Source organism: Streptomyces sp. NBC_00212 (assembly GCF_045206365.1).
Taxonomy (GTDB): domain Bacteria; phylum Actinomycetota; class Actinomycetes; order Streptomycetales; family Streptomycetaceae; genus Streptomyces.
Genome location: NZ_CP108117.1, coordinates 17,138 through 41,575 on the forward strand (window position 1 = coordinate 17,138; position 24,438 = coordinate 41,575).

Below are 24,438 nucleotides of genomic sequence, written 5' to 3' on the forward strand. Positions count from 1 at the left end.
CCGACCGCTTCGCGACGGGCGTCCGGGCGGGGCGCCCCGGCCGATACGGTGGTCCCGTGGAGACGGTGCACCAACTACGCGTGTCGTTGCCGGACATCGAGCCGGTGGTGTGGCGGCGCATCCACCTGTACTCGCACACCCCGCTGTCCGGGCTGCACGCGGTCATTCAGGTGGCCATGGGCTGGGACGACGCCCACCTGTACGAGTTCGGCGCCCAGTGGGAGAGGTACGGGCACAACGGCCGTGAGCCCGCGGCGTACACCGTCGCCCAGGTACTGCCCGAGGTGGGCAGCGGCGCCGGGTACGTATACGACTTCGGGGACCACTGGGTCCACCACCTCACCGTGGAGAAGATCCACCGGCCTGCCGCGCACACCCACTATCCGCGGTGCAGTGCCGGCCGCCGGGCCTGCCCGCCCGAAGACTGCGGCGGCCCGCTCGGCTACGAGCGCACCCTGCGGGCGATCCGGGCCCGCAAGGGGCCGCGCTACCGCGAACTGCGCGAGTGGGGCCTGCACCGCTACAACCCGGCGAGCTTCGACCGCGACGAGATCAACCGCAGCCTGGCCGACCCCGCGTCCATCGGCTACCCCGAACCCGCGCCGTGGCAGCGGGAGGTCCTCGACCTCTCCAGCCTCGGCTACCCGGGGGCACCCGCCACAGGCGGTCAACGCGTTGACCACCCACCGGCCGAGCCGCACGAGGAGCCGGGGCCGCCCGCGCCCGCCACCGCACCGGTCAACGCGTTGACCGGTGCGGTGGTGCCCAGCCTCCCCGACGCGATCGACGCCGTCCTGCACGCACTCGACCAGGTCGACAAGACCCGCGCGCTGCTCGGCACCGCCCTGCGGGCCGAACAGGCAAAAACCGGCGCCAGCGCCAACGCACTCGCCGAGCGGGCCCGCGGCGCCATGTCCCGCCCTCTGGTCCTCAAGGCCCTGCGACCCAACGACTAGCTCGGCTCGCGCGCTCGTACGACGAGGGCCTCCGGGAGCGCGTCCCGGAGGCCCTCGTCGTGAGCAGGTCAGCAAGCGCCGAAGCGGTCGCCCATTCGGGGCTAGGGCAGGACCTTTTGGAGCGTGTGCAGCGCACGCTCGGCCTGGTGGAGGGCCTCGATGGCGGCGGCCGTCTCCGGCCGGGCCGGGCCGCCGATGAGGCCGGTGGTGGAGGCCATCGCGCTGGTGGTGGTGGCCAGCGCGTACAGCAGGCGCCGCGGATCCGGGACCTCGGCGACATCGGCGCGCTGTGCCAGGCTGGAAGCGGCGGAGACCAGCTGCTGAGCCAGCTCCTCGGGGGTCGGGCGGCTCATCGTCCGTGCCTCTCGTGGATCTGACGGATAAGGCGCCGGTCCCGAACCCACTGAGGGGTCAGGCCCTCGAAGATGCCCCCGGCCCGGCCGTCCTTGACGCGCAGCATCGCGACGAAGAACCAGACGGCGAGCGTGAGGCTCAGGAGCATGGCGACCGCCACAACGAACCACTGGTGCGTCGTCATCGACCGGCCCCCTCGGCCTGCTCGTCGTCCCCTCGCTCGGTCAGGGCGAGTACGGCCAGGTACTGGTCGGGGTCGAGCCCGAGGGGGTGGTCCGGGGCGCGCTCGACGTCGCGGCGGTACAGGCGGTGCTGCCCCTCGGCCCAGGCGCGCAGCAACGCGCGCGCATCGTCGGTGGTGACGCCCAGGGCGGCGGCCACCTCGTTCCAGCTGGCGCCGAGTTCGACCGCCTCGCGGACCCGGCTGCCGCGCTGGTCCTCGATCTGCCGGTGCATGGCCTCCCGTACGGCGATGGCCGCGAGCGCGTCGCCGGCGTCGCCGCGCTCGACCTCGTAGGGGAAATCAGCGGGCAGCACGTTGTTCATCAGCCGCTCGTCATGCCCGTTGAGCGTCTGGACCAGCCAGCCGAAGGGGGCTCCCGTGGGGACGTCATCGAGGCGGCGGATCGTCGGGGTGTCCGAATCGGTCTCGTACGTCATGCGTTGGCCTCTCGGGTTGGGTGTCGGTGTCGTTCAGCGTTCGGTGGCGTCCTGCAGCGCCTGGGCGACGACGACCAGCGCGCCGTCGCGGGTGTGCGGGTGGGCGGTGAGGATCTGCTCGACCCGGGCGGGCAGGCTGGACTCGGGGGCGCAGCCGGTGCGCAGCAGTTCCACGACGCCGCTGTCCTCGTCGGGGTGGGCGGCCCACTTGCGGACGGTGGCGAGGCTGCCGTCGTCGAGGGCGGCGGCCACGAGGTAGCCGGTCAGCAGGGTGCGGGCCGTCTCGCCCCAGAAGTTGAAGGCGGAGACGTGCCCCACCAGGTGCTGCGCCATCCCGTGGGCGACGGCCTCGTCCCTGGCCGCGCTGACGTCGATCGGGAGAGGCGGCACTGTTTTCCACAGGAAGCGGTGCAGGTGCTTGGCGACCGTGGCGGCGCTCACGCCGTCGAGGCGCCGGGCCATGTGTTCGGCGATCACCTTCGGCGGGCCCAGGCGCTCCTCGGGGCTGAGGTCCTCCCATGCGGCGTTGATCTGGTCGAAGGTGTCGAGGAGGGGTTGCAGGGGCTGTGCGTCACGGCGGCCGGCGAGGATCTCCTGGGCGATGCTGCGCTGCTTGCCCGCGGTTCGCTTCGCCTCGGCGCCCATCGGGCCCTCGGCGGCGGCGAGTCGGTCGTAGAGGTCGGCACGCGCAAGGTGGGCGGCGGCCCAGGCGGCGCGCTTCTCGTCGGCCGCGTCGGTGCCGACGGCTGCGGTGTACGCCACCCATGTCTCGCGGGTGGCGGTCGGGTCCTCGGCCCGGGGACGGAGTTGGGCGGCCTCCTCCCGCTGCTGCTGTGCGGCGATCCGTGCCTCGGGGTCGTTGAAGGAGGCGACGGTGGCACTGATGGGCTGCGGGCGGGGGTCGTACTGCTGGAACCAGGCGTCGAGGTTGGGCAGCAGCGTGTCGGCGGGGGTGGCGTTGATGCCGGTGCGGCGGCGGCCGACCAGGGCCCAGGCGGCGACCCTGTCGTTCCAGCGGTCGTGGGCGGACTGGCGGGAGATACCGGCCTGGTCGCCGATCTCCTCCCAGCTCTCGCCGCGTTCGCGGTGGATGACGGCGGCCTCGTCGACCAGGCGCTGCGCGAGGGCGAGGAGTTCCTGGGCGCCGGAGAGGAAGGCGGCGCCGGGCTGGGTGGCACGCTGGGTGAGTCCGTCGAGTGCGGCATCGGCGAGGTCGCTGAGGGTCTGCGCACGGGCGAGGTGGGCTTCGTCGAGCGGGGTGAGCGGCAATCCGCGCGCCGTGTTGATGGTCTCGGGGTCAGCTTCAGACATATCGTCAGGCTAGCCCTGACAGCTAGCCGTGTCAGGCTTTCCCTGACACTCGACCGGAGCGGAACCCGCCCGCTGCCCCCGGCCTTGGGGACCAACGGAACAGCCAGTATCGGTGAGAACGATCATGGTCGCTCCAGCGTGATCCTTTAGCACAAGCGATCTGTCGGGTACGGGTGTTCGGTGAAAGATCCTCGATAGAGGTCGTCGTCGTGAGCGGTCAGTCGCCCTTCACCACGTACACCGTGTCCAGGAACGGCTTGTCCTCCGGGCCCTGCGGGCGGCGCTGTCGTCACAGCCCGATCCCCGCAGCGGCGGGGAGCAAGGCGCGGGTCAGCCGCGCGCCGCGAACTTCTCATTGAGGGCATCTGCCCACTGCTGGGCCTGTTCCCGGGTGCCGAGGTACTTGCCCGCCCCCTCCATGCGGCAGGCCGCTACCCTCCGGCTCGGGGTCGCGATCACTGCCCACGCGTTGTCACGGTCGCCGAACCCCGGCTGGGCCTCGATCTCGTACGGGCCAGGCGGGTTGGCGTCCTGCTCGACCAGCCACAGGTCCTGACGCAGGACGGTTCGGCCGACCCCGTCGTAGTCGCAGATGTCGGCCTCGGGAAGAGCACCGATGCGGTGGCCCACCTGCGGGACGTTACGGACGAACAGCACCTCCACGCCGTCGGGGGTGACGGCGCGGGCGGTGCCTCCGGCGACGCGGAGACCGGCATAGATCGGCATGGTTCTTCCTTCCGTTCGGGTGGGCCGGACGACGGGGTGTCCGACCCGGCCGGGGGCCTTGGAATGCAACGTAGGGCGGGACACTGAGCGCCTGTGTCAGAACCTTCGATTCGTAGGCTCCCGGTCTGGCCTAGTCCTCCGGTTCCTCATCTGACCACCATCCGGTGATAGCTGCGGAGCACCCGCGCACGGATCCGAGGAGGGGGACCTGCCAAGTGTCACCACGGTCATCAACGGCAGTGCGCATGACGGGGGAGCGGGTGAGGACCATGCCGCAGCGGCCGGCGGGGGAGCCGTCGTCGGGCTCGGCACGGAACGGGTATCCGACGATGCGCAAGGTGTCTCGCAACCAGCCGTGCCGGTGGTACTCGGCATCGAGGGTCCGAATGATCCCCTTGAACGCGATGGTCAGAGCGCGAGGTTCGGGGATCTTGGCCGCTTCCTCGCAGGGGCACGGGTCGGTGTAGGGCGTGCCGTCGGCATGCGCGGGCGTGGATGCCTGGTGCCAGAGTCCGTTGGCGCATACACGTGCGGCGTGGCAGGGACAGCCGGGGCAGTTTTCGACGAGGCGGGCCCATACGTGGTCGTCGCCGGCGTCGTCGACGGGGACATAGCTGTAGGTGGTCGGGGCGGCCGGGTTCTCGGCTTCCCGGCGAAGGGCGGCGGTGTACTTCTCGCCTTCGCGCGCGGCGGCGCGTGCCTTCTTCGCGGCGGTCGACTGCTTCTTCGGCATGACGCACTCCTCGGACCGGCCGGTCCCCACGCTCCCGCCAGCCGCATACGTCAGGGCCGGTGTGCAGGACAGAACATCAACTCCACGGGCCCCAGGAGACCTTGACCGACGACGTCCGAGGCGTGGGCCCGGACAGCGGCGAACGGCGTACGCGACTTGCCGTGCTCTCACGATAGCGAGGAGCGCTGACAGTCGGGCCCCGCTTCGCGAGGCGGCACCGTGCTTTCACAGGTAGATGCGCCGTCTCGGCCCACCTCGGCGAGGTTCTGACACAGGCACTGACATCGCCGCGGCACCACTGGCCGGGCCGCGCTGCGTTCTCGTCGTCGACATGCCCTGTGGTGCTGCGGGGCGGGCGCCGGTCACAGGCCGATGCCCTCGGTCGCGGCGTCCTCGAACGCCGCGCCCTCGTCCACGTACTCCCAGAACACCGGGCTGTTGGCAGACCAGCCGCCCTGGCTGCGCAGCTTGTCGACGCGCTTGCCGTTCTTGATGCCGAGGGTGACCAGCGTGCGCCGGGCGGAGTGGCCGGTGATCCGGCGCCCGGTCAGGCCCGCGTACTTCGCGCACCGCGCGAGGGCGCGGCCGACGCCGTCCGGCGACAGGCGCTGGAGGCTCTGGTGGCCCCACTGGTCGACGGGCAGGAACGCCGGACCGTCGGGAGCCGCGCCGGCGGCGAGCTTGGCGGCCCGGTACGCCTGCCAGCAGCGCACCGGGCAGGTGCTGCGGTTCTCGCCGTACGTGACCGGCGCCTTCCGCGGCGGGCGGCCCTTGACCGAGGGCACGGCGACCATCAGCCCCTCGTCCACGGCCTCGATGTCCGGGTCGTCCAGCTCGGACATCTCCTCGTTGCGCCCGGCGACGGCAACCTTGAGGGAGGTGAGCGCCTGGTCCCGCAGCCGGGCCAGCTCCGGCACCCGGAAGACCGTGCGGCGCCGCGCCGTCGGCTGCGGCTGGCGCTCGTGCGGGGCCTCCGCCATCGCACGCAGGTCAGCCGGGCTGAGCGAGGCCGCCTTGCCGCGGCCGCGCTGCTGGCGCTTCTTGTCCAGCCGGAGCGGCTTCAACGCGCGGCGGGCCGCCTCGGTGGCCTCCTTCGGCACGGGGTAGCCGAACCTGCGCGCCTCCGAGGTGACGCCCGTGATCCTGCGCTCGATCGTGTTCGGCGGCGCCTCGACCACCTGGTCCAGGTACGTCACGAACGACACGAAGGTGCCCACGGTGACCTTGCTGAGGGGCAGGGGGGTGCCGGTCCGCTCGGCGAGCCAGTCGTGGAACTCCCCCCAGATCTCCCAGTCCCGTGCGTAGCCGTCCTTGGTCTTCTTCGGCCGGATGTAGTTCAGGTGCTCCTCGGCGTCCGCGTCCAGGGCCTTGAGGACGGCGGCCACCGGGTCGAGCACGGCGACCGCGCCGGGGACGTCGTCGTCCTCGACCAGTTCGGCGTCGACCACCTCCACCGGCTCCAGCGCCATCTCGTACTTCTCGGCGGTCGTCACTCGGCGACCTCCTCCACCTCGGCGGCGAGCCTGCCGACCCGCTCGGCGGCGTGGGCGATCCGCTTCGCCTCGACCCTGAGCTTCGAGCCGTCCTCGTCGTGCTCCGTGCAGTCCGCCGCGACCTCGCCCACCAAGTGGGCCACCTCTTCCAGGACCTCGGCGACGTCCTTCAGCCCGGCCCGCAGCTCGCCGCGCTCCAGGTAGTGGGCGGCGCGCGGGAGTTCGCCGTAGGCGGGCAGGTCCGCGCGGGCGGCGACGGCGGCCTGCTCCTCCTCGTCGGCGCCGAAGGGCACGTATACCTGGGTGAGCAGCAGCCCGGGCTGCGTGCTCTCGGCCTCGGTGCCGAGTCCGGAGACCGTGGCCACCAGGCTCGGGTGCACGGTGTGCACCCGGTCCGGCTCGCCGGGCAGGGCCCGGTGGTGGTCGTCCAGGGACAGCGGCATCTCGTCGGGCAGCTGCGCCAGCAGGGTGCGCAGCGCGCCCACGGTGTCGACCATCGGCGCTGCGGCGACCGCCGCGATGGCGGCGTCATGGTTGTTCACGTGTCCTGCCTCTCCTCGGTCGCGGCGGCCTGGTCCACGGCCGCCTTCACCCATTTCGCCGCCGCGGCGACGGTCTTGAACGTCGGGTCGCCGCTGCCCTTCGCCCACGTCGGGAAGGGGGCGCCGCCGATGCCGAACGGCTGCCAGGTCGGCAGGGCGCCCGCGCTCCAGGTCGATCCGCCCCGCGCGCCCCGGCCCTCACCGATGGCGCCGACGATGTCGTCCTGGGCCAGCCGCTCGACCTTCTCCAGCGCGCACAGGTAGCCGCCGGGCGAGGTGTACTCCCGCAGGTCGAGCAGCGGCGGCCCGGCGTAGAGCCACAGTCCGCCCACGCGCTTGGGGGCCTGCCCGTAGCCGGTGCGCGCCGTGGTGGTCGTCCGGCTGGTGTGTTCCTCACCGCTGATCAGGTGCACGGTCTGGCAGGAGCGGCACAGCACCCGCACGGTGACCTTGTCGTAGTGGTCCCGGTGGCCGCACTCCGCGCTGGGGCATGCGTGCTCGGGGCCGCTGCGGCGGTCGCGCAGCTTGTCGGGCTCGCTCTGCTGGTCGACCTCCCACACCGGCTTGGCGCAGTCCGGCCGGTGGGCGAACGGCCGCCAGCCCAGGTGGGCGGCGAGAGCGTGGAACGTGCTCACCGGGCGGCCTCCGTCTCCGTCGTGGCGCCGGCGGGCAGGAAGGCGTCCCACTGGTAGTCGGCGGTCCCGGCGAACAGGGCGCCGTACCGGTCCATCCGGCCCTCGTCGCGCTTGGCGGCCACGTACAGCTCCAGCGCCTTCCCCAGGTCGAAGCCCTCGTGGCCGGGCACCGGGTGGGCGAGGTTGAGCAGGCTGTCGGTGAAGCAGCCGGGCCGGAAGAGGCGGGCCGCGTCCGGGTCGGTCTGCTGGAGCCAGTGGAGGTTGACGTCCTGGATCTCGGCGGACCGGTACTCCTGGACCATGTCCCGGTCGTCCTGGTCACCGGCGGTCTGCTTGCCAGCCCAGGTCCGCTCGAAGTCCATGTCCGGGTGCGGACCGTATTTCTTCTCGTAGGACTCGGCGGCCGCGCGGCACTTGGGGGCGGTGCACAGCGCCAGGGCGTACGCGCGCACTCCCGGGCCGCTAGGCAGCGACTCGACCAGCACGCTGCCGTCGTGCTCCCGTACGGCCGGGCAGGTCGCGTCCGCGTTCAGCTCGTCCAGCGCGATCCGGTAGAGGGCGGCCAGCCCGTACCGCTCGATGTTGACCTCGCCCCATCCGAGGCAGGCGGTGTGCACCACGGCGGCGGTGCCGTCGGGCAGGGTGACAGAGGTGAGCATTGCGGCCTTCACTTCCCGTCCGCGGTGAGCCAGCGCAGCAGGAGGCTGAGGTCGCCCCGCACACCCTCGTCGTCGCCGGTGCGGATGTGCTCCAACAGCGCGAGGCCCGGGGTGGGCTCGCGGTACACCAGGACCGCGGCGGCGTCGTCGTCCGGCAGGGTGTCGGGCAGGGTGCGCAGCGGCCAGTCCCGCCTGGCATACTCGCGCGCGACACGGACCTCGCCGGCACGTACGGCGCGGGGCCGGTAGCCGATGCGGTGCATCAAGGCCAGGGCGAGCCCGGGGGCCTCATCCTGCTCACCGTCGGCGGGGAGCGGCGGGTTCGGCTCCGCGTCGCAGCGGCGCGCGACCTCGCGGCACAGCTCCCCGAGCCGCATCACACCCGCCCGCGGGACCTCACCCGCGGCGACGGAGCGGGCCAGCTCCTGCGTCTCACGCACCAGGTGCTCGGGCGTCAGCTCGGTCGGGTTCTGCCGCCCCAGGTAGTCCAGTGTCTCGTTGGTCGTGAGTGTCAGGGGCATGGACCCGCGCGCCGGGGCCACCCACGTCGTGAGGTCGTCGGCGCTGTCCAGGTCCGTGAGGCGGTGGGGCTCAAACCGGGTCTTGCCCCGGCCCGTCTCTCCCACGAACGCCTCGTCGGACTCGACCGGGTGCGGCTTGCGGCCCTGCCGGATCATCCGCTCGATCTGCTCCCGGGCCCCCTCGGGGGTGCCGTCGGGGAGCAGGCCGCTCTCCCGTGCGAGGTAGGCGGCCTCGTCCAGCAGCAGCACGACGTGGTCGGTGGAGCCGCCGGTGCGCTCCTGCTGGGCGGCCAGCGCGGCGGCAAGCAGGTCCGCGGCTGTCTTGCCGGGCGTGGTCTTCTCCAACTCACCGCGCAGGTTCAGGAGTTCCACGGTCTGGTCCTGGAGCTGGGTGGCGGCCCACGTGCGGGCGGCCTCGGCCTCGATGTCCTCGTCGGCGTCGCGGCGGTACCGGTCGGCGACGGCGGCGCACTCGTCCTCGGTGCACAGGACGCGGGCCACGGCCTCGGCCGAGCCGTCGGGGTACTGGGCAACGTGGACATCGGCGTCGGCCAGCTCGGCGGCGACGCACTCGGCGACCAGGCGCAGGCCCTGGCGGGCATCGGCCTCCAGCAGTGCGAGATGGTCGGCGGTGAGCGGCCCGGAGACCGCGTCGGCGTCCCAGCGGACGCGGTGCAGGTGGACGGTGTAGTGACGGTCCGGCTCTCCCGGTACGAGGAGGAGCGGTACGGACAGTGGCATGGGTGTGGCCTCTCGATTTACTTGGTGAGGGCGGCGCGGCCGAAGCCGAAGAGGACGAGGAGGGCTCCGGCGACGATCGCGGGGAACGCCAGGTGGTTGCAGAGGGCGTCGACGTTCTCGCCGATCCACACTGTGAGGCTGCTGCCGGAGGCGGACTCGGGGCGGTGGTAGTCGTACTGGCCCATGGCCGCGCCGGCGGCCGCGCAGAGCACCCCGGCTAGCACGAAGAGGAACGAGAGGCGACGCTGCTGCTGGTCGCGGCCCGTGCGGAGGTGCTCCTGCACGACCTTGAGTTCCCCGGGCGCGAGGCTCAGCTCCTTCTGCGCGACCCAGTCGGCGGCGGCCTTGGCCTCGATCGACTCGGCGGCGTCGAAGTGGTGGCGCTGGGCGGCGGCGTGGCAGTCGCTCTCGTCGCACAGCACGCGGCCGGTCAGCGTCACCGACCCGTCCGGGTGCGCGGCGGTGTCGATGTCCGGCTCGGTGAGCTGGGCGTAGGCGCAGGTGGACGCGGCCTTGCGGACGCCCTCGCGGACCGCCGCCTCCAGCGCGCCGCGACCGTCGGGCGCGGCGGCGAGCTGCTCGGCGCTCCAGCGCTGGCGGTCGGTGTGCACCGTGAACGACCGGTCTATCGGCGGCACGGTGATGGTGACGGGCACATTCAGCGGCATGCGGTCAGTCACCCTTCCGTGTGGTGGCGGCCCGGGCGATCCGGGCGAGGTGCTCGAAGTCGGCGTCGGTGAGCGGGCCGCCGTCGGGCTCGGTCATGCCGTGCCCCCGCCGATCGGGACATTGGGGACCAGCCGATAGAAGATCACTGGACTGCTGTCCGGCAGGCCCGCCAGCCGACAGCTGTACGCGCGGACCCGGGCCAGGAGGCTCTGTTCGGTCTCCCCCGCGTTGGGCTCGATGGTCCCCTCCACCGTCGCGTGCCCGCCGACCGTCCCGGTCGCCAGGGTGATGACGTAATGCTGTTCCGGTGCGCTGCCGCTCATATTCCGCTCTTCCCTCACAGGTCCGGCTTCGTGGTCAGTCATCGGTGGGAGCGGTTCCTGCGGACCATGCGGTCCATCAGCTCCCGCGCTTCCTCGGGGGTACGGGCGGGGTGGGGCAGGCCCTCCCGTCGCGCGAAGTCGGCGACGTCGTCCCGCATTCGCCGGACCTCGTCGGAGAGGAAGATGGTGGCGCGGAAGCAGCCGCGGGTGCGGCGCTCGTCGTCCTTCCACCCGGCGTACAGCTCCTCGCGGCCGTCGGCGGTGTGCTCGGTGTCTACCGGGACGCCGACGTGGGCGGCCCACCGCGTCACGGCCTCGCGCTGGACGTCCGGCGTGAGGCTGGCCCCCGCCGTGCCGATGAGGTTGCCGTTCGGGGCGAGCGTCCACAGCAGCGGCGGCAGGCCGTTGCGCGCACCGTGCTCGATGAAGTCGGCGAGGTGCTGCTGTGCGCGGCGCTGCCACGCGTAGTACAGCGTGGCGTCGACCGTTTCGGTCGGGGTGTCGCTCGGGGGCACGGGGTCGGCCTTTCTTCTTGACAGACGGTCACCGGAACGCTAGCGCGAGGCACTGACACCGACGGGTCGTCATGTCCGTGTTGTCGGCTCGGATATGGCACATTATCCGAGCCGAGACCGGCGCCGCCACCGCGTCGCCCGAACGAGTGCAGAATTCCGCCATTGTTCTCCCCGGTCTAGACGGAGGGGTCTATCGGCGGGCATCCTCCATGGAGACCCGGGAGAACCGGGTGTGAATCTGCCGGAAGGCTCTCATGGAGATCACCATCAAGGGCGCGAGCGAGGAGTTCGCCGAGAAGCTCGTCGCGCTCGCCGCCCAGTACCACGCGGAGCTGTCCATCAGTACGGTCCGCCCGGGCTGGACCGTCGACCGCGCCGAGCGCTACCTCCTCGACCTGACCGCCGGCTCGCGCCGGATGGCCGAGATGGTCTTCGTCGACGGCGACGGCTACATCGACGCCGACCACGTCCGCAGCGTGATCGGCAAGCTCAACGGCCCGTCCAACGGCCTGACCCGGGCCGTCCCGCGCGGAGTCCGCAAGGGGTGGTGGCCGGAGGGCACTCCGGCGCCCATCACCCCCGTCTCCGACCCCAAGAACCCGTCCTGGCACCAGAACATCGCCTACCGGATGGACCAGGAGCTCGTCCCCGTCTTCCGCGAGGCGCTCACCCGCATCACCACGGGCAAGAAGGCCGCCGAGGACATGGGGAACACCCCCGGAGGCCCGGGCAAGACGACGGTGTCCCTGCCCCCCGGATCCTCCGGTGGGCAGGCCTACCCCACCCTCAACACCGTTGACGTCGACGGCGGTTCGCCCCCGTTCGACGGCGACGAGGAGAAAGAGGACCAGCAGCCGTGAGCACCCGCATCCCGCGCAACGCCACGAAGGTCTTCTACGCCACCGAGAGCACCACCCGGACCAAGCCCGACGGGGAGGTCATCCGGTGCGCCGGGCGCGAGCAGCGCTCCACCACCTTCCGTGAGGCACGCAGGTTCCTGGACGACCTCGGCGTCCCCGGCAGCGTCACCGTGTGGACGGAGCGCAGCAACCGCACCGACGCCTACGCCGACCGCCGCGCCGACGGCACCTGGACGGCCCTCGACCGGCTCACCGGCACCTGGGAGCCGCTTCCCGAGACCAAGGAGGGACAGTCGTGAGCACGCGCCTGATCCTGTTCGTGGTGCTGCCGGCCGGACTGCTCGGCATCGCCGCGGCGGCCGCCGTCTGGCTTCCCGGCGCCGCCGACCTGAGCATGCCCCGCCTCCTCGCCGGGGGCACGGTCCTGGTGGTCGCCGCCAGTGCCGCCCTCGGCTACGTCCTCGGGCGGCGCGGGGTGCTGCGGTGACCCGCCCGGTACAGCCCGAGTGCACCGGCTGCGGGATAACGGACCTCAACTTCGTCTACGCGGCCGCCGCCGGATGGCGCCTGGTGCTGGGACGGCTCCTGTGCCGCCCCTGCGCGGGTGGCTTCCCCGCCTGGATGCGCCGCACGTTCTGACCAACTCCCCAGGAAGGAGCCGGATATGACGCGTCCGACGGCACCGACGGGGCCGATCTGGAAGTGCGCCGACTGCGACACGAACAACGACCTCCACGCGGACGCGCAGTGCATCGGCTGCGACCGTGCCCGCCCGGTCTCCCGGGTCCGTATCAGCCGCCCCTCCCCCGCCAACTCCCTCCGGAAGGAACCGGCATGACGTTACCCACCGATTCGCCGACCACGGCGACCAGCACGCCCGACCCCGACGACGCGGTGACCGCCGCCGTCCGATCCCTTCTCCTGACGCGTCACCCCGCCGCCCGGCTCGACGCGACGGGCAAGGTCGCCACGGCCGGATTCCTGTGCTCCCCGGGTGCTCCCGGCTCCGCGCAGGCCCGGGTGAGCCACCGCACCCAGTTCCCGGGCAGCGCACTCACGGGTCTCTCGTTCGCCGACGCCGCGGCGGAGGAGCACGTCCTCGTGTCCGCCTACGCCGACCTGCTGCGGGAGCACGGCTGGTCGGTCCGCGAGCTGCGGACCGACCGGCCCCGCCTCCTCATCTCCTCGCCGCCGTGCCCCGAGTGCTCGACCCCGACCCTCCCCCTCGCAGTCGACGGCGAGGACATCTGGCGCTGCCCCCCGTGCGGCCGTCGCACGTACGGCACCGACGACCTCCACGACGAGGATCTGTCCTCCTACGCCGAGACCGACCAGGACGACTACGAGGCTGCGCACGCCGGGTGCATCCAGCCCCACTACACCGCCGACGGGTACGTCGACTGCGACGGGAGGCCGCTGTGAACGGGCCGCTCGACCTGGCGCCCGGCACTCTTCTGGTCGCGGTCGGCCCCGCAGCATCGGGCAAGTCCACGTACGCAGCCACCGCGGCGGTCGACGTGGTGATCTGCCTCGACTCCCTGCGCGCCGAGATCGGCGGGGACGCGGGCGACCAGTCCGTCACCCCGGCCGCCGTCGCCCGGCAGAACACCCTCCTGGAGCACTACCTGAGCAGCGGGGCGACGGTCTTCCTGGACAGCACGAACGTGGAGCCCGACGTGAGGATCGGGCTCGTGGAGCGGGCCCGTCGGCACGGCCGCCCCGTCGTCGCCCTGCGCCTCCTGCCCGACCTCGACACCTGCCTGACCCGCAACGCGCAGCGGCCGGCCAACCAGCGCGTGCCCGTCGGCACGCTGCGCTGGCAGCACGACCTCGCACGAGAGGCCACCCCGGGCGCCCTGCTCCGGGAGGGCTTCGCCGCCGTGCACCAGGTCGACCCCACCCCGATAGGAGCCACCGTGCCCAACGACGCCCTCTCCCCCGAGCGGATCGCGGATGCCGTCGCCGTACTGCGCAGGGCGCAGGAAGGCGACCAGAGCGCGCACCAAGACCTCGCCGGGTACTTCCCGGAGTACGAAGGGCTGGTGATGCAGACCGACCACGCCCGCTACCTCGAACACGCCGCCATCGTCGGGCTGGTGGCGACACACCTTCTGATCATCGAGAGCGGGAGGTGGCTGGCCTCGGTGGACACCTACACCTCGGACCTCGAATTGCCGCTCGCGTCCGTGGCTCTCGGGGACTACGCCAGCAGGACCGAGGCGATCCGAGAGGTTGCCCGCGCCGCGACGGACAACGGATGGATGCTCGCCCCCGAACATCAGTGGTCCGACTTCGACTGCGGCGGCGGGGAGATCCATATCCCGATTCACGCGCGGCCGACGCACTAACTGACCGTCCCCACCTTCTGAGCAACAAGAAAGGACCGCATCCGATTCGGCGACCGGCGGGCCGCACCGCCTGCGGGCCGTGTAGGCGCGTTTTATCTGGCCAGATAGAACACCGATCAGGGCCGGGACTCCCCCGGCCCGTACGAGAAGGAGATCCATGGGCACCTACGAGACCGACCTCGCGGCCGCCAAGCGCTCCCGCACGGCGTGGGGCTGCACCTGCGGGGCCGACAACCCGGCGACGTACGACGCCTGCCACGACTGCGGCCGCCCGTCCTGGTCGTGCGCCGCCTGCGGCACCGTCAACCCCGCCGGCCGCAGCGACTGCAACGAGTGCGGCAACACGATGCCCGCCGAACTGCTGGGCGACCGCTCCGAGGGGTTCGAGATGGGCTACGAGGAGTGGATCGCCACCCAGGTCGGCCCCCGCGTCGTCGGCGGCCGGTACGACCACGGCGACGACGGGAGCGTGTACGAGGTCCTCGCGATCGGGCGCGGCCCGCGCCCGATCGGCACCTGGCCCGTGTGGGACATCACCGTCCGGTACGAGCGGGACGGCCGGGAAACGACGCACTGCACCGGCTGGGACGCCTCCAAGGACCGCACCCTCCCCCGGTCGTAGCCGCCTGCACCTGGTGCACCACGGCGGTACAGCCGCACGACGACGCGGGCCCCGGCTCCCCTCGAAGGGGACCGCCGGGGCCCGCGGGTTATCTGGCCAGATAGACCATCTCTCTCAGGCGGATTCCTCCGGCGCGAAGTTCTCCATGCAGTCGCCGCACATGATGTTGCGGCGTTCCAGCGTCTTCGGGGAGACCCGGATGACCGCGGGCGGCTCGCACTGGCAGACCGCCTTGACGTAGTTGCGGTCCTCCTTCTCCTTCTTCCCGGTCGGCACCTCGTCGTCCCCGCCGGCGTCGGCGGTGTCCGCGTCGTCGGTGGCCCCGCCGCCCTTGCTGCCGCCGCCGCGGGTGCGGGTGGCGAAGAGGTCGGGGGTGCGGGTGGCGTGCATCGCCTTGTCGAGCGCGTCGATCTCCTTGGCGTAGGTCTCCGCCGCCTCGTCCCCCAGCTCCGTACCGGCGGCTCCGTACTTCTTCTTCCACTTCTCGCCGACGTCGGGCCGCTGGACGAGTCCCATGGCCTCGGCTGTCTTCTTGAACTCCTTGTTGTGGTACTGGCTGGCGGAGCAGTCTTTGACGCCGCGCGCCTCGTTCGCCGCGTGGGTGGCCTCGTGCAGGAGGTACCCGAAGACCTTGGCGGCGCCGTCGGCGAGCGACTCGGCGGTGACGAACACCTCGTGGTGGACGTCGTCGCCCTCGCGCAGCTTCCACCGGCGGGGCGCGAAGTGGGCCAGCTCGACCGCGCTCGCGCGGCCGCCGGTGGCCATACTGATGACGGCCTCGGGAACGTCCTTGTGGCGGGCGCGGATCGCGTCCCAAGCCTCCACCAGGGCAGTGGTGACTCCGGCGGCAATCTTGGCGACCGTCACCTCGGTGGGCAGGTCGGGCACGACCTCCAGGGACGGGGTGGGCGCGGGCTCGGGGATGAGGGCGACGGCTTCGGTGGTCATGGCTCCACTCTAGCCGAATTCTCACCTCTTAAGAGGTGAGATTCTGGGGCGAGTTGGCCCCGTGTCGCCCCAACACGAACCCGATCGCGAGGCGTTGACCGTACGGAACGCGGTGTCGTCCGGTATGCAGGACACCTAGGGGCCTGCGGATCGGCTGCCAGCGGATCAACGTCCAGCGTCCTAGAGTGGGAGTCGGCCGCCTTGCGTCGGCCTGACTCCGAGCCGTATCGCGCCCACGCCGCGAGCGGCGATGAGGACAAGGGGCACCGCCTCACGCACTGACATTTGCCTGTCCGTGGCCACGTGCCCCCGGCGGGGATGCGTGGGATCGCCGCCGTCCCCGGGACTCAGGAGAGACCGTGACCACCCACAAGCAGTTCAAGAAAGACGCCCACGAACTCGCCGACGCCGAAGGCATCTCGTACACCGCGGCCCGCCGGCGTCTGACCACCGAGGTCGCCGAGGGCTCCCAGGACTGGGCCGCGATGCTGGCCGGGCTGGTCGCCCGCAGCCGCGGCAAGTTCACCACCGAGGAGTTCACCGACCGGCTGGAGCGCGGCGGCCAGGAGTACACCGGGTATCTCGCCGACGGCCGGGAGGCCGCGATCGAGGCCCTCGAATACGCCCTGGAGCACGGCGTGGATGCCGTCGATGACGAGCTCGCCGCCGTCGCCGCCAGCAAGGGGATGCCGATCACTACGGACGACCTTGCCGAGGCCCTGCGCCGGGTCCGTGACCACAGCCTGGTCAGCGACGACGGTTCGTCGGTCGCCGAGACCGCCTACTGGGTCGCGGACCGCTACTGGATGCACCGCTGGAACAACGCGCTGGACCGGGCAGGCATCGGGGAGTACGACACGGCCGTCGGTCCGAACGCGTACCGGCGGTTCGCGCTCCACGAGTGGATGGCGCCCGGCCACTCCTCCGGCAGCGTGCCCGGACTCCACTGATCGGGGACATCGGTACAGCCCGGAGTGGAGGGACAGGGACACCCAGCCGACATCACCGACGCCCTTCCGGTGTGCGCCCCCTGCTACACCGCCCTCGCCCAGCTCAGCGAGTAGCACAGCGGGCCGCATCGCGTCGCCTACTCGGCCATGGTCAGCATCTGCGCCAGGACCTCAAGGCCGCCGGGTCATCCCGGCGGCCCCCGCGTTCGTCGGCCCTGCGTCAGTCCTCGGCGTGACTCCAGGCGCTGGGTACCAGCCCGGGGAGACGATGGTCGATCTGGTGCTCGCCCTTGGTGCAGCCCGCGAACGGGCCGGTGGACCCGCGCAGCTCCCGGAGGGCGGGGTCCATGTGGTCGCGGTGCCACACCGAGGGTCCGGTGTAGCCGCAGGAGGCCGGGTCCGTCAGCTCCTGCCAGGCCAGCCACACCGCGTGCAGGCGGGCGATGGCCACGGGGTGCTCCCACCACAGGTGGCACCACCGGGCATCGGGCGACGGCTCGGCGAGGTAGCCGGGTACGAGCACTCCCTCGACCCACTCGATCAGCGCCCGCAGCTCGTCGTCGTACTCCGGGGGATCGAGCAGCAGGATGAACGGCGGGTACTGCCACTCCTCTTCCGCATCCTCCTCCTCGGCGGCGGCCTCCCCGCCGGCCGTCTCCTCCGCCTCGGCGGAGGCCTCGCCCGGCTCGGCGTCCTCGCCCCCGGTGAGCTTCTTGACCAGGGCCGTCAGGCTCGCGAGTTGGGCCTTGAGGTCTTCGATGTCCTCGAACATGCCGACCGGCACGTCCAGCTCCGGGACGTCATCGTGCTCATCGGCCACTGCGCGTCGCCTTCCGCAGCTCGTAGGCACCCACGGCACGCTTGGTGATGGCGGCCTCCTCGTCGCGCATCTGCGGGCCGATGTGTGCCATCGCCCGCTCCGCGTACCAGGGGCGAAGACCGATCTGCGCGACCGGCATGCCGGTGGACATCAGCAGGGCCGTCCCCTTCTTCATGGCGCGGATCTCGGCGGGGTCGAGCACCTGCTCGCGCTGCTCGGACCAGCTGCGGCTGCCACCGTCCTTGCTCTTGGAGTACGAGCCGCGCTCGACGTAGTGCGCGCCGGTCAAGGAGCTGATGTCCTGGGCGAATTTCGCGTCGTCGATCCCGACGCCGATGACCTTCTTGGTGGCGGCCGACCACATCGAGTCCATGCCGACCTCGCCCCAGGCCCGTACGCCCTGGCGGTAACTCTGCAAGATCACGAACGGAGTGATCCCCCGAGACCCGAGGTGCGAGTACAAGTCGGGCAGGTCCGCGATCTTGCAGATGTTCGCGGCCTCGTCCAGGACGGCGCGCATCGGCTCGGGCAGGCGGCCGCCGTGGCGCTCACCCGCCTCGGTACCGGCCGTGAACACCGCGTCGGCGACCGCGGCCACGAGCGCCGAGGACGGACCGCCCTTCTTGCTCAGCAGGTACAGCGTGTCCTTGCTGGTGGCGAAGGTCTCGGGGTCAAAGCGCGGGCGGCTGCTCTTGTCGGGGGTGACCCACGCGAGGACCTTCTCATCTCGCAGCGCCGACATGGCAGTTCGGGCATTTTGGTAAATGCCGGACTGCGTTTCTTCGGCGATGTTGATCGAGGAGTCGACCTGTTCGGCGAGCACCGGTTCGCGCTGGTAGAGCACGCGAAGCGGCGCCTTCTCCTTCGGGTCGGACAGCCACTTCATGACCTCGCGGACGGTGGCGCCCTCCCACCATGCGGCCCGGAACAGGCCGGTGAGGAGGTCTCCGGCTGCCTGGGACCAGAACGGATCGGCTTGCTCCGAGGTGATCTGGTTGACGAAATGGGAGGCCAGGCGCTCGGCGCCCTCCAGCGTCTCGGCCTGTGCGACCAGGTCGATCCACACGTCCCGTTCGGCCTGGGCCACGCCCTGAGTGTCGAACAGGAAGGTCTGCCCGACCTGCGCGCGGGAGCCGCGCGTCGCGGCGTAGACGTCGGCCTTGTTGCTGGTCATCAGCAGGGCGCCGGGGGCTTCCTCCGCCACCGGGATGGCCAGCGACGTCGACTTGCCCGCGCGGGGCGCCATGATGGCGACGTAGGTGTCCTCGTCGCTGCCGCGCAGCTCGACGCCGGACGGCATGTGGTCGCCGAGGAGCACGCCCCGGTCGCGGGCCGGGAGCTTCGCGGGCTTCGTCCCCTTCAACGAGGACCTCAACCGGGTGGCGGTCCGGGCCGCGTGCTTCGGCGTCAGTTCGCGTACCTGGTGCAGCGTCGCCAGGCTGGAGGGGTTGCGGAACCAGCGGAACGCCCACCGCAGACCCCATACGACGAACACGATGACCGCCAGGTCCGCCACGGTGGCGCCGACGGCCGATGCGGTCTGCGAGTGCGGCCACACCGTCGACCACTGGGTGGCCATCCGGTAGACGGTCAGCGGGGAGGCGGGCGCCACCTCGTCGCCGGTCACCAGCGCACCGGCCGCCGCCCCGGCCCAGGCCCCGGCAGACAGCGCCACCACACCGCCGGCCAGGATGCCCCCGGCCGCCCACGCCCGGTCGTTCTCCGTCATCATCGTGTGCCCACCCCCGTGGTAGTGGCCCGGCGCCGGTTGGCGTCGGTGCGGTACAGCCGCTTCTCCGTCGCGGTCAACTCCAGCGCGGCCGCGATGCCGGGCCGCGTGCCCAGCTTGATCAGGTACTTGCCGCGGCCCGGGTGGCGGGCGCCCTCGTCCTCGACCGGCTGGCTCTCGTCGTCGCTGCGTGTGGGCTCGATGTCCAGACCGGTGGACGTCGCCGACGACCAGGAGGAGATCAGCATGATCTCCTGCTCGGTCAGCATGCGCTTGCCGGTGACCCGGCGGAGCTCCTCCTCGGTGCTGGCCCCGAGCACCCACGTGTCGCACCGGTCCATCAGGCCCCTCGCCTTGGCCCGGTCCATCTCGGTGGGCAGCGCCTCCACGTCGAGCAGGGAGTGCGTGACGTAGATCGTCACGTCGTCCGTGGTCCTGTTCAGGCGGCTGATCGCGTCCATGGCGTCGACCAGGCCGGGCCCCGAACGCAGGGCCCGCCACATCTCGTCCATCGGCAGCACCAACTTGCTGTGCATCAGGCCGATGCTGCGGGCGCTGTCGATGCTGGAGTAGGTGTACGCCCACGTCGCGATCATCCCCGCGCTCACGACATCGTTGCCGCGGGCCCGCAGCGCGCTGATGTCGACGCTGACCGCGGGCGCGTTGATGTCCAACGGGGTGGTGGTCTGCCCGTCGAACAGGCCCTTGAGGGGCCCGCCGATGAGGTTGTCGAGTCCGGCGATAACGCTCCTCGTCAAGTCTCGGTACCGCTCGCCCTCGGCGCCGAGTTTGCTGCGCAGCTCCTCCGGAGCGGCCCGCAGCACCCGGACCACGTCCGCGATGACCGGGTCACTGCCCGACTCCTGGGCGGCCGAGGCGACATGGACGGCCGTGTCCAGCGCGCTGCGCTCGACCTCGTCCGGCGCCCGGCCCAGCCCGTTCTTCGTGGACAGCAGCGCGACCAGGGTCTCCAGCCGCCGGCCGTTGAGGACATCGAGCAGCGCCTGGCGTCGCTCAACGGGCAGCGTGCCCACCCGGCCCTTCAGCGGCCCCGAGTCCAGCGGATTGATCCGGCCGATGCCGTCACCGATCCGCACCACGGACCCACCCAACTCGCCGACCAGCTCCGAGTACTCGCCCTTGACGTCGCCCGGCACACACACCATGTGGCCGTACGCCGAGTACACCAGGCAGATGCGTTTGACCAGCGCACTCTTGCCCGCGCCCGGCTGCGACATGACCCAGACACCCGGGTTGGTGGTCAGTTTGCCAGTCCAGCCGGACGGGTCGACGCACACCAGCTCACCGGTCAGGACGTCCCGCCCGACCGGCACGCCGCGCGGCGGCAAACCGGAGCCGAGCAGGAACGGGTAGACCCCGCCCGCCTGGTGGCTAGGGCCGGTGTAGACGGTGCCGGTGTCCTCGACCGGCACCCGGCCGCTGAACCGGCCGCCCCAGCCCAGCCGCGGCGCGTACCGCTTCTGCAACTGCCGTGCGGCGCGCCGCTCTTCGCGGCTCGGGACCGGTGTCTCGGTGCGGACGACCGCCTTGGGCGTGGTGACCTTCGGCGGCTTCGTCTTGCGTGCCATGGTCAGGTCCTCACTTCACCAGCGGGTTGTAGCCCAGCGGGATCCCGGCGGCGAACACCGCGGCCTGGGCCCCGAACGCGGGCCGCATCCGGATGCCCCTCGTGGCCTTGACCGCCCGCTCCAGCTCCTGGCGCATGGCGGGCAGGTCGGCCGGGCGCCGGGCGGTGCCGGTGACCATCAGCGTCCAGTCGACGACCTGCTGGCCGCCGGACATCTGCGCGGCCGCCTGGTGCGCCTTCTGCACGTCGGCTCGCTGTGACCACTTGGCGCGGCCCTTGACCTCTTTGGTGGTCTGGGCCGTGTTCTCGGCGTGGCTGATCTCCCGCTCCAGCACCGCCTCGCCCTCCAGCGGGTCCAGCACCCGGTAGGCCAGCGTGATGCGGCGCTGGAACTTGCCCGGCGCGAGCAGCGGCAGCAGCACGCTGTACGGGATGGGGCGGCGCGGCATCTCGCGGAGCACCCACGACAGCGAGACCGCACCGTCGTGCACGTACTCCTCCAGGAGGTCATCGGCGGCCTGCGGCCCGCACTCGGCCCACTCAAGGTCCTCGAACTCCGCGTCCCTGGCATTGAAAACGCTCGGGTCGTAGGCGGCACGCACCAGCCGCCGCAGGTCCACGTCGGTGGCGCGGCGCCCGATGTCGGTGCCGGTGCCGGACAGGTCGAGCCCGTCGACCACCCGCAGCGTCTCGGCGACCTGGTCGGACAGCTCCTCGGGCGGATTGGACGTCGCAAGCGGATCGACGGTGACCGACATCCACGGCGCCACACTGGCGGTGGCGCGCGGCGTCGTGCGCACCAGCTCGTCGATGACCTGGCGGGCCAGCTGCGGGGCACCCGGATCGGTGCGGACCGCCACGTCGTCGCCGAGCGCCTCGCCGGCGCCCGGCGTGATCTGGATCGTCACCGTGGCGCCCTTGATCTGCTCGTCGGTGCTCATCCCGTCCAGCACCGACGCCCAGCTGCGCATGTTGCCCTGCACCGTGGTGGTGGGGGCCATCAGGCTGCCGCCCGGCGACAGCAGCGTGCTGACGGTCATATAGCCCGAGGTGCGGTCGTGGACGATGCCGACACCCCGCCCGCTGGTCGGGTCGTAGGCCTTGATGAGGGTGGAGGAGGCGCCGACGCCGGGCAGGTCCAACGCGTAGGGGTGGGGCAGCAGCACCCGGCGGTAGTTGGTCGCCTCCGCGCGGCTGGCCCGCCGCCAGGCGATGCGTGCCCAGTAGTAGGCCAGGGCGGACATGCCGTGGCGGCGGGCGGCCGCCAGACCGATCACGATGGCCGTCACCGGGAGGGTGACGACCAGACTGATCGGCATGCTGGTGGCGATGAAGCCGTCCAGCACCAGCGCCACGGCCGCGAAGATGGTCGCAGTCCTGCTCAGTCCGCCGTACCCGAAGGAGCGGCGGACCCGGAACCCGTCCACCATCAAGGCGTTGGGAACATCATGACTCGTCACTGCCCGGTACCCCCTTTGCCGATCTCTCCGGCGCTGCTCTGAATTCCCTTGTTGACACCGTCAATGACCTGGATGGCGATCCCGACCCCGGCGGCCGCACCAGCCGCACCCGCGGCGGCGCCTCCACCGGCTGCTCCGGCGCCTTGGCCCGCCGAAGCAGGGGTTCCGGCGGCCGCTCCGGGACCGGCCTGAGCAGGAATCTCGGCCGCCTGCGCGCCGCTCGCGTCCGTACGGGAGGCGTGCGCCTGCACATCCTGTCCACGGCCGCTGTCCCCGCCCTCGCCGCCTTCCTGCTTGCCCATCGTCTGGGAGACCATCTGGGCGTGCTGCACCGCACTGGTCGGCTCGTCCGTGGAACCACCCGAGCCCGTCTCTTCAGACGCCTCTGAGGCCTTGCTGCCCAGGTAACCGACGGCGCCGCCGAGCGCACCGATGGCGCCGCCGCCGGCCATTCCGCCGCCCACAGCCTCGCCGAACGGCGCGAAAATCTTCATCAGCGGGCCGGGGGCCAGCACCGCGAGTACCAGCGTGGCGCAGCCGCGCAGCCACTCGACCACCGTCTTGGCCTGCCCGAACTCCGAAAAGCCCGTGCAAATGATGATCGCGAGCATCGGCTTGTAGCAGATCACCATGCAGATCGACGTGATCAGCTTCGGGGCCCACTGGCGGGTGGCATCGCCGCCCACCCGCCCGGCCCCCGCGACCGGCAGGAGCAGGCACTGGATGGGAATGGCGCTCTGCCTGAGAAAAACCATGACCAGCTGGACGGCGCCGATCAGCAGCATGATGCCGACCGCGCTCATCAGCGTGATGGGGTTGGCGATACCGGCGGGGATCAGGACCGCCACGATGCGCTCCAGAGCCTTCCCGTCGTCATCGAAGGTCGCGTTCACCAGGCCCTTGGTCATGGCGTCCCCGGCGGACAGCAGCAGGGCGACGATGCCGACGCCGAGCGCAGAGATGAGCACGTTCTGCACCCAGCCGCTGGCTGCCTGCCCGGCGTACTTGAGCTGCCCGGTGACGGCCATCTTCCCGATCTGCCACATCAGCCCAAAGGTCGCGATGACCAGGCCGAGCCAGGTCAGCATCCCCGCGAGCGTCGCCTTCCCGCTCCACAGACCGGTGGCTCCCAGATCCAGCGATGGCCCCATCAGAGCCACCGTCAACGTCTTCTTGATCATGCCCCTGGCGAAGTCCGCGCCCGAGTTGATGACGTCGCCCAGAACGGAGTCCCACACGGCCTTCCAGGCCTTCTTGACCTGCTTCGCCACCTGCGTGCCGACGGTGTGGCACAGATCCTTGTCGATCACCCCGGTCGCCTTCAGGAGGTCCCCGAGCGAGCCGGTGGAGATCTTGCACTGGAGCTCAACGCCCTTGCCGATGACGCCAGGACCGTCCGCGGCCGCCGGTGCCGGCGCGGCCACCGCTATCCCGAGGACCGCCACCACGGCAAGGAGGAGGGACGCGATCCGGCGTTTCACGATGCCTCCCGGATCGCCGTCCACCCGGCCTCATTGAACGCGGCATCTCCGGGCGCGACAGTGTCCGGCGGCGTCTGGCTCTGGACCTGCTGCTGCGCCTGCGCAGTCGCCGCCACCGACTCCTTCCAGTCGCCCGCCTCCCAGCGCGCGGCAACCAGGGTGCGGGTGTAGTCGACCGACTCCTTCGCCGTCTCCCCCGTCTTCGTCGCGACGCGGGCCAGCAGCCAGGCACTGACCTCGTCCGGCGCGGCCTTGATCACCTTGTAGCCGACCACGGTGTTCCGCAGGTACGCGCCGGACGGCAGCGCCTGCTCAGGACTCACACCCGCCTGCTGATGGAACTGCTTGTCAACGTCGAGGCCGCCCAGCTCCACCGCCTTGGCGCCATCGGAGGTGTGATCGGCCGCCGCGATGTAGGAGTTGTAGGTGCGCAGCCGCTCGTCCACCCCGCTGTGGCCTCCGGCCTGTACCGCGGTGGTGTTGGCCGCCAGAGCCATACCCATGGCGCCCTCGGTCGTGTGCGGGAAACCGACCTGGCTGCCCCACTTGTCGGTGCGCTGCCCCCGCGGCAGCGCAGCCCATTTCGCTGGCTCGGTCCAGTCGGCGGGCAGCGTGTAGGTGGCCGACGGTGCGGCCGAGCTGCCCGCACTCGCCGACGTTCCCTTCCCGGCCGCCGAGCCGTCCCCCTCGTCACTCCCGTTGAACATGGCCACCGCGGTCAGCGCGAGCACGGCCACGGCGACTCCGCCCGCAGCCCACACGCCCTTGGTGTTCATCGACCCCCTGCGTGCCAC

General features: G+C 71.6%; 31 protein-coding genes. 10 read left to right on the forward strand and 21 right to left on the reverse strand.

What is annotated here, in order from left to right:
* Positions 1 to 56: 56 nt before the first annotated feature.
* The gene (locus OHA17_RS41860) at positions 57 to 956 is read left to right on the forward strand and encodes a plasmid pRiA4b ORF-3 family protein (RefSeq protein WP_331718738.1); all 900 of its coding nucleotides are present in this window, start codon (positions 57 to 59) and stop codon (positions 954 to 956) included.
* 101 nt (positions 957 to 1,057) lie between these two features.
* Here the strand turns inward: OHA17_RS41860 and OHA17_RS41865 are convergent, their stop codons facing one another.
* From OHA17_RS41865 to OHA17_RS41930, 14 genes are all read right to left on the reverse strand, one after another.
* Positions 1,058 to 1,309: a hypothetical protein gene (locus OHA17_RS41865; RefSeq protein ID WP_331718739.1), complete on the reverse strand. Its 252-nt coding sequence runs from the start codon at positions 1,307 to 1,309 to the stop codon at positions 1,058 to 1,060.
* Positions 1,306 to 1,494 carry a hypothetical protein gene (locus tag OHA17_RS41870; RefSeq protein WP_331718740.1) on the reverse strand — a complete coding sequence of 63 codons (189 nt, stop codon included), beginning with the start codon at positions 1,492 to 1,494 and terminating at the stop codon, positions 1,306 to 1,308. Before OHA17_RS41870 ends, OHA17_RS41865 begins: the two co-directional genes overlap by 4 nt.
* Positions 1,491 to 1,970, reverse strand: a complete 480-nt coding sequence (locus OHA17_RS41875; RefSeq protein ID WP_331718741.1) for a hypothetical protein — start codon at positions 1,968 to 1,970, stop codon at positions 1,491 to 1,493. Before OHA17_RS41875 ends, OHA17_RS41870 begins: the two co-directional genes overlap by 4 nt.
* Positions 1,971 to 2,003: 33 nt before the next feature.
* Positions 2,004 to 3,281, reverse strand: coding sequence for a hypothetical protein (locus tag OHA17_RS41880; protein ID WP_331718742.1), 1,278 nt, complete (start codon positions 3,279 to 3,281; stop codon positions 2,004 to 2,006).
* 330 nt (positions 3,282 to 3,611) lie between these two features.
* Positions 3,612 to 4,007 carry a hypothetical protein gene (locus OHA17_RS41885; RefSeq protein WP_331718743.1) on the reverse strand — a complete coding sequence of 132 codons (396 nt, stop codon included), beginning with the start codon at positions 4,005 to 4,007 and terminating at the stop codon, positions 3,612 to 3,614.
* Between the two features lie 130 nt (positions 4,008 to 4,137).
* A complete protein-coding gene (locus tag OHA17_RS41890) occupies positions 4,138 to 4,740 on the reverse strand; it encodes a hypothetical protein (RefSeq protein ID WP_331718744.1) in 603 nt (200 codons plus the stop codon).
* Between the two features lie 362 nt (positions 4,741 to 5,102).
* Positions 5,103 to 6,233, reverse strand: a complete 1,131-nt coding sequence (locus tag OHA17_RS41895; RefSeq protein WP_331718745.1) for a hypothetical protein — start codon at positions 6,231 to 6,233, stop codon at positions 5,103 to 5,105.
* A complete protein-coding gene (locus tag OHA17_RS41900; protein ID WP_331718746.1) occupies positions 6,230 to 6,775 on the reverse strand; it encodes a hypothetical protein in 546 nt (181 codons plus the stop codon). Before OHA17_RS41900 ends, OHA17_RS41895 begins: the two co-directional genes overlap by 4 nt.
* Positions 6,772 to 7,410 (reverse strand): hypothetical protein, encoded by a 639-nt coding sequence (locus tag OHA17_RS41905; RefSeq protein WP_331718747.1) that lies wholly within the window; start codon positions 7,408 to 7,410, stop codon positions 6,772 to 6,774. Before OHA17_RS41905 ends, OHA17_RS41900 begins: the two co-directional genes overlap by 4 nt.
* Positions 7,407 to 8,069, reverse strand: coding sequence for a hypothetical protein (locus tag OHA17_RS41910; RefSeq protein WP_331718748.1), 663 nt, complete (start codon positions 8,067 to 8,069; stop codon positions 7,407 to 7,409). Before OHA17_RS41910 ends, OHA17_RS41905 begins: the two co-directional genes overlap by 4 nt.
* A gap of 8 nt (positions 8,070 to 8,077) precedes the next feature.
* Complete coding sequence (locus OHA17_RS41915; protein WP_331718749.1) at positions 8,078 to 9,331, reverse strand: hypothetical protein; 1,254 nt, start codon at positions 9,329 to 9,331, stop codon at positions 8,078 to 8,080.
* Between the two features lie 17 nt (positions 9,332 to 9,348).
* Positions 9,349 to 9,999 (reverse strand): hypothetical protein, encoded by a 651-nt coding sequence (locus tag OHA17_RS41920; RefSeq protein WP_331718750.1) that lies wholly within the window; start codon positions 9,997 to 9,999, stop codon positions 9,349 to 9,351.
* 93 nt (positions 10,000 to 10,092) lie between these two features.
* Positions 10,093 to 10,323, reverse strand: a complete 231-nt coding sequence (locus tag OHA17_RS41925) for a hypothetical protein (protein ID WP_331718751.1) — start codon at positions 10,321 to 10,323, stop codon at positions 10,093 to 10,095.
* Positions 10,324 to 10,361: 38 nt separating this feature from the next.
* Positions 10,362 to 10,838, reverse strand: a complete 477-nt coding sequence (locus OHA17_RS41930; RefSeq protein WP_331718752.1) for a hypothetical protein — start codon at positions 10,836 to 10,838, stop codon at positions 10,362 to 10,364.
* A gap of 254 nt (positions 10,839 to 11,092) precedes the next feature.
* Between OHA17_RS41930 and OHA17_RS41935 the strand changes: the two genes are divergently transcribed.
* The 8 genes from OHA17_RS41935 to OHA17_RS41970 all read left to right on the forward strand — a co-directional run bounded on the left by OHA17_RS41935 (position 11,093) and on the right by OHA17_RS41970 (position 14,668).
* Positions 11,093 to 11,698: a hypothetical protein gene (locus OHA17_RS41935; RefSeq protein ID WP_331718753.1), complete on the forward strand. Its 606-nt coding sequence runs from the start codon at positions 11,093 to 11,095 to the stop codon at positions 11,696 to 11,698.
* Complete coding sequence (locus tag OHA17_RS41940) at positions 11,695 to 11,997, forward strand: hypothetical protein (RefSeq protein ID WP_331718754.1); 303 nt, start codon at positions 11,695 to 11,697, stop codon at positions 11,995 to 11,997. Before OHA17_RS41935 ends, OHA17_RS41940 begins: the two co-directional genes overlap by 4 nt.
* Complete coding sequence (locus OHA17_RS41945; RefSeq protein WP_331718755.1) at positions 11,994 to 12,185, forward strand: hypothetical protein; 192 nt, start codon at positions 11,994 to 11,996, stop codon at positions 12,183 to 12,185. The genes OHA17_RS41940 and OHA17_RS41945 overlap by 4 nt, the downstream gene beginning before the upstream one ends.
* Entirely contained in the window at positions 12,182 to 12,337 is a 156-nt protein-coding gene (locus OHA17_RS41950; RefSeq protein WP_406511014.1) for a hypothetical protein, read from the forward strand. Before OHA17_RS41945 ends, OHA17_RS41950 begins: the two co-directional genes overlap by 4 nt.
* Positions 12,338 to 12,362: 25 nt before the next feature.
* On the forward strand, positions 12,363 to 12,536 hold the full coding sequence (locus OHA17_RS41955; RefSeq protein WP_406511015.1) for a hypothetical protein: 174 nt from the start codon (positions 12,363 to 12,365) through the stop codon (positions 12,534 to 12,536).
* Entirely contained in the window at positions 12,533 to 13,120 is a 588-nt protein-coding gene (locus tag OHA17_RS41960; RefSeq protein WP_331718756.1) for a hypothetical protein, read from the forward strand. Before OHA17_RS41955 ends, OHA17_RS41960 begins: the two co-directional genes overlap by 4 nt.
* Positions 13,117 to 14,046: an ATP-binding protein gene (locus OHA17_RS41965; RefSeq protein WP_331718757.1), complete on the forward strand. Its 930-nt coding sequence runs from the start codon at positions 13,117 to 13,119 to the stop codon at positions 14,044 to 14,046. Before OHA17_RS41960 ends, OHA17_RS41965 begins: the two co-directional genes overlap by 4 nt.
* A 157-nt stretch (positions 14,047 to 14,203) precedes the next feature.
* Positions 14,204 to 14,668, forward strand: coding sequence for a zinc ribbon domain-containing protein (locus OHA17_RS41970; protein WP_331718758.1), 465 nt, complete (start codon positions 14,204 to 14,206; stop codon positions 14,666 to 14,668).
* A 114-nt stretch (positions 14,669 to 14,782) separates the two neighbouring features.
* Here OHA17_RS41970 and OHA17_RS41975 read toward each other — a convergent pair whose 3' ends face one another.
* Positions 14,783 to 15,616: a hypothetical protein gene (locus OHA17_RS41975; RefSeq protein ID WP_331718759.1), complete on the reverse strand. Its 834-nt coding sequence runs from the start codon at positions 15,614 to 15,616 to the stop codon at positions 14,783 to 14,785.
* A gap of 359 nt (positions 15,617 to 15,975) precedes the next feature.
* Here OHA17_RS41975 and OHA17_RS41980 point away from each other — a divergent pair, with 359 nt between their 5' ends.
* Entirely contained in the window at positions 15,976 to 16,566 is a 591-nt protein-coding gene (locus tag OHA17_RS41980) for a hypothetical protein (protein ID WP_331718760.1), read from the forward strand.
* A 220-nt stretch (positions 16,567 to 16,786) separates the two neighbouring features.
* Here the strand turns inward: OHA17_RS41980 and OHA17_RS41985 are convergent, their stop codons facing one another.
* The 6 genes from OHA17_RS41985 to OHA17_RS42010 are packed head-to-tail and all read right to left on the reverse strand — an operon-like array spanning position 16,787 to position 24,438.
* Positions 16,787 to 17,386: a DUF4913 domain-containing protein gene (locus OHA17_RS41985; protein ID WP_331718761.1), complete on the reverse strand. Its 600-nt coding sequence runs from the start codon at positions 17,384 to 17,386 to the stop codon at positions 16,787 to 16,789.
* On the reverse strand, positions 17,376 to 19,118 hold the full coding sequence (locus OHA17_RS41990; protein WP_331718762.1) for a TraM recognition domain-containing protein: 1,743 nt from the start codon (positions 19,116 to 19,118) through the stop codon (positions 17,376 to 17,378). Before OHA17_RS41990 ends, OHA17_RS41985 begins: the two co-directional genes overlap by 11 nt.
* Entirely contained in the window at positions 19,115 to 20,704 is a 1,590-nt protein-coding gene (locus OHA17_RS41995; RefSeq protein WP_331718763.1) for an ATP-binding protein, read from the reverse strand. The genes OHA17_RS41990 and OHA17_RS41995 overlap by 4 nt, the downstream gene beginning before the upstream one ends.
* A 10-nt stretch (positions 20,705 to 20,714) precedes the next feature.
* The gene (locus OHA17_RS42000; protein WP_406511016.1) at positions 20,715 to 22,163 is read right to left on the reverse strand and encodes a PrgI family protein; all 1,449 of its coding nucleotides are present in this window, start codon (positions 22,161 to 22,163) and stop codon (positions 20,715 to 20,717) included.
* Entirely contained in the window at positions 22,160 to 23,644 is a 1,485-nt protein-coding gene (locus tag OHA17_RS42005; protein ID WP_406511017.1) for a hypothetical protein, read from the reverse strand. The genes OHA17_RS42000 and OHA17_RS42005 overlap by 4 nt, the downstream gene beginning before the upstream one ends.
* Positions 23,641 to 24,438, reverse strand: a complete 798-nt coding sequence (locus OHA17_RS42010; protein ID WP_406511018.1) for a hypothetical protein — start codon at positions 24,436 to 24,438, stop codon at positions 23,641 to 23,643. The genes OHA17_RS42005 and OHA17_RS42010 overlap by 4 nt, the downstream gene beginning before the upstream one ends.

Bases quoted from the DNA above. Each gene is read 5' to 3' on its own strand.
- OHA17_RS41885 (WP_331718743.1), bottom strand. From the start codon at position 4,007: ATGCCGATCTATGCCGGTCTCCGCGTCGCCGGAGGCACCGCCCGCGCC.
- OHA17_RS41925 (WP_331718751.1), bottom strand. From the start codon at position 10,323: ATGAGCGGCAGCGCACCGGAACAGCATTACGTCATCACCCTGGCGACC.
- OHA17_RS41880 (WP_331718742.1), bottom strand. From the start codon at position 3,281: ATGTCTGAAGCTGACCCCGAGACCATCAACACGGCGCGCGGATTGCCG.
- OHA17_RS41870 (WP_331718740.1), bottom strand. From the start codon at position 1,494: ATGACGACGCACCAGTGGTTCGTTGTGGCGGTCGCCATGCTCCTGAGC.
- OHA17_RS41955 (WP_406511015.1), top strand. From the start codon at position 12,363: ATGACGCGTCCGACGGCACCGACGGGGCCGATCTGGAAGTGCGCCGAC.
- OHA17_RS41960 (WP_331718756.1), top strand. From the start codon at position 12,533: ATGACGTTACCCACCGATTCGCCGACCACGGCGACCAGCACGCCCGAC.
- OHA17_RS41975 (WP_331718759.1), bottom strand. From the start codon at position 15,616: ATGACCACCGAAGCCGTCGCCCTCATCCCCGAGCCCGCGCCCACCCCG.
- OHA17_RS41910 (WP_331718748.1), bottom strand. From the start codon at position 8,069: ATGCTCACCTCTGTCACCCTGCCCGACGGCACCGCCGCCGTGGTGCAC.
- OHA17_RS41865 (WP_331718739.1), bottom strand. From the start codon at position 1,309: ATGAGCCGCCCGACCCCCGAGGAGCTGGCTCAGCAGCTGGTCTCCGCC.
- OHA17_RS41920 (WP_331718750.1), bottom strand. From the start codon at position 9,999: ATGCCGCTGAATGTGCCCGTCACCATCACCGTGCCGCCGATAGACCGG.
- OHA17_RS41935 (WP_331718753.1), top strand. From the start codon at position 11,093: ATGGAGATCACCATCAAGGGCGCGAGCGAGGAGTTCGCCGAGAAGCTC.
- OHA17_RS41875 (WP_331718741.1), bottom strand. From the start codon at position 1,970: ATGACGTACGAGACCGATTCGGACACCCCGACGATCCGCCGCCTCGAT.
- OHA17_RS41990 (WP_331718762.1), bottom strand. From the start codon at position 19,118: ATGATGACGGAGAACGACCGGGCGTGGGCGGCCGGGGGCATCCTGGCC.
- OHA17_RS41890 (WP_331718744.1), bottom strand. From the start codon at position 4,740: ATGCCGAAGAAGCAGTCGACCGCCGCGAAGAAGGCACGCGCCGCCGCG.
- OHA17_RS41915 (WP_331718749.1), bottom strand. From the start codon at position 9,331: ATGCCACTGTCCGTACCGCTCCTCCTCGTACCGGGAGAGCCGGACCGT.
- OHA17_RS41995 (WP_331718763.1), bottom strand. From the start codon at position 20,704: ATGGCACGCAAGACGAAGCCGCCGAAGGTCACCACGCCCAAGGCGGTC.
- OHA17_RS41970 (WP_331718758.1), top strand. From the start codon at position 14,204: ATGGGCACCTACGAGACCGACCTCGCGGCCGCCAAGCGCTCCCGCACG.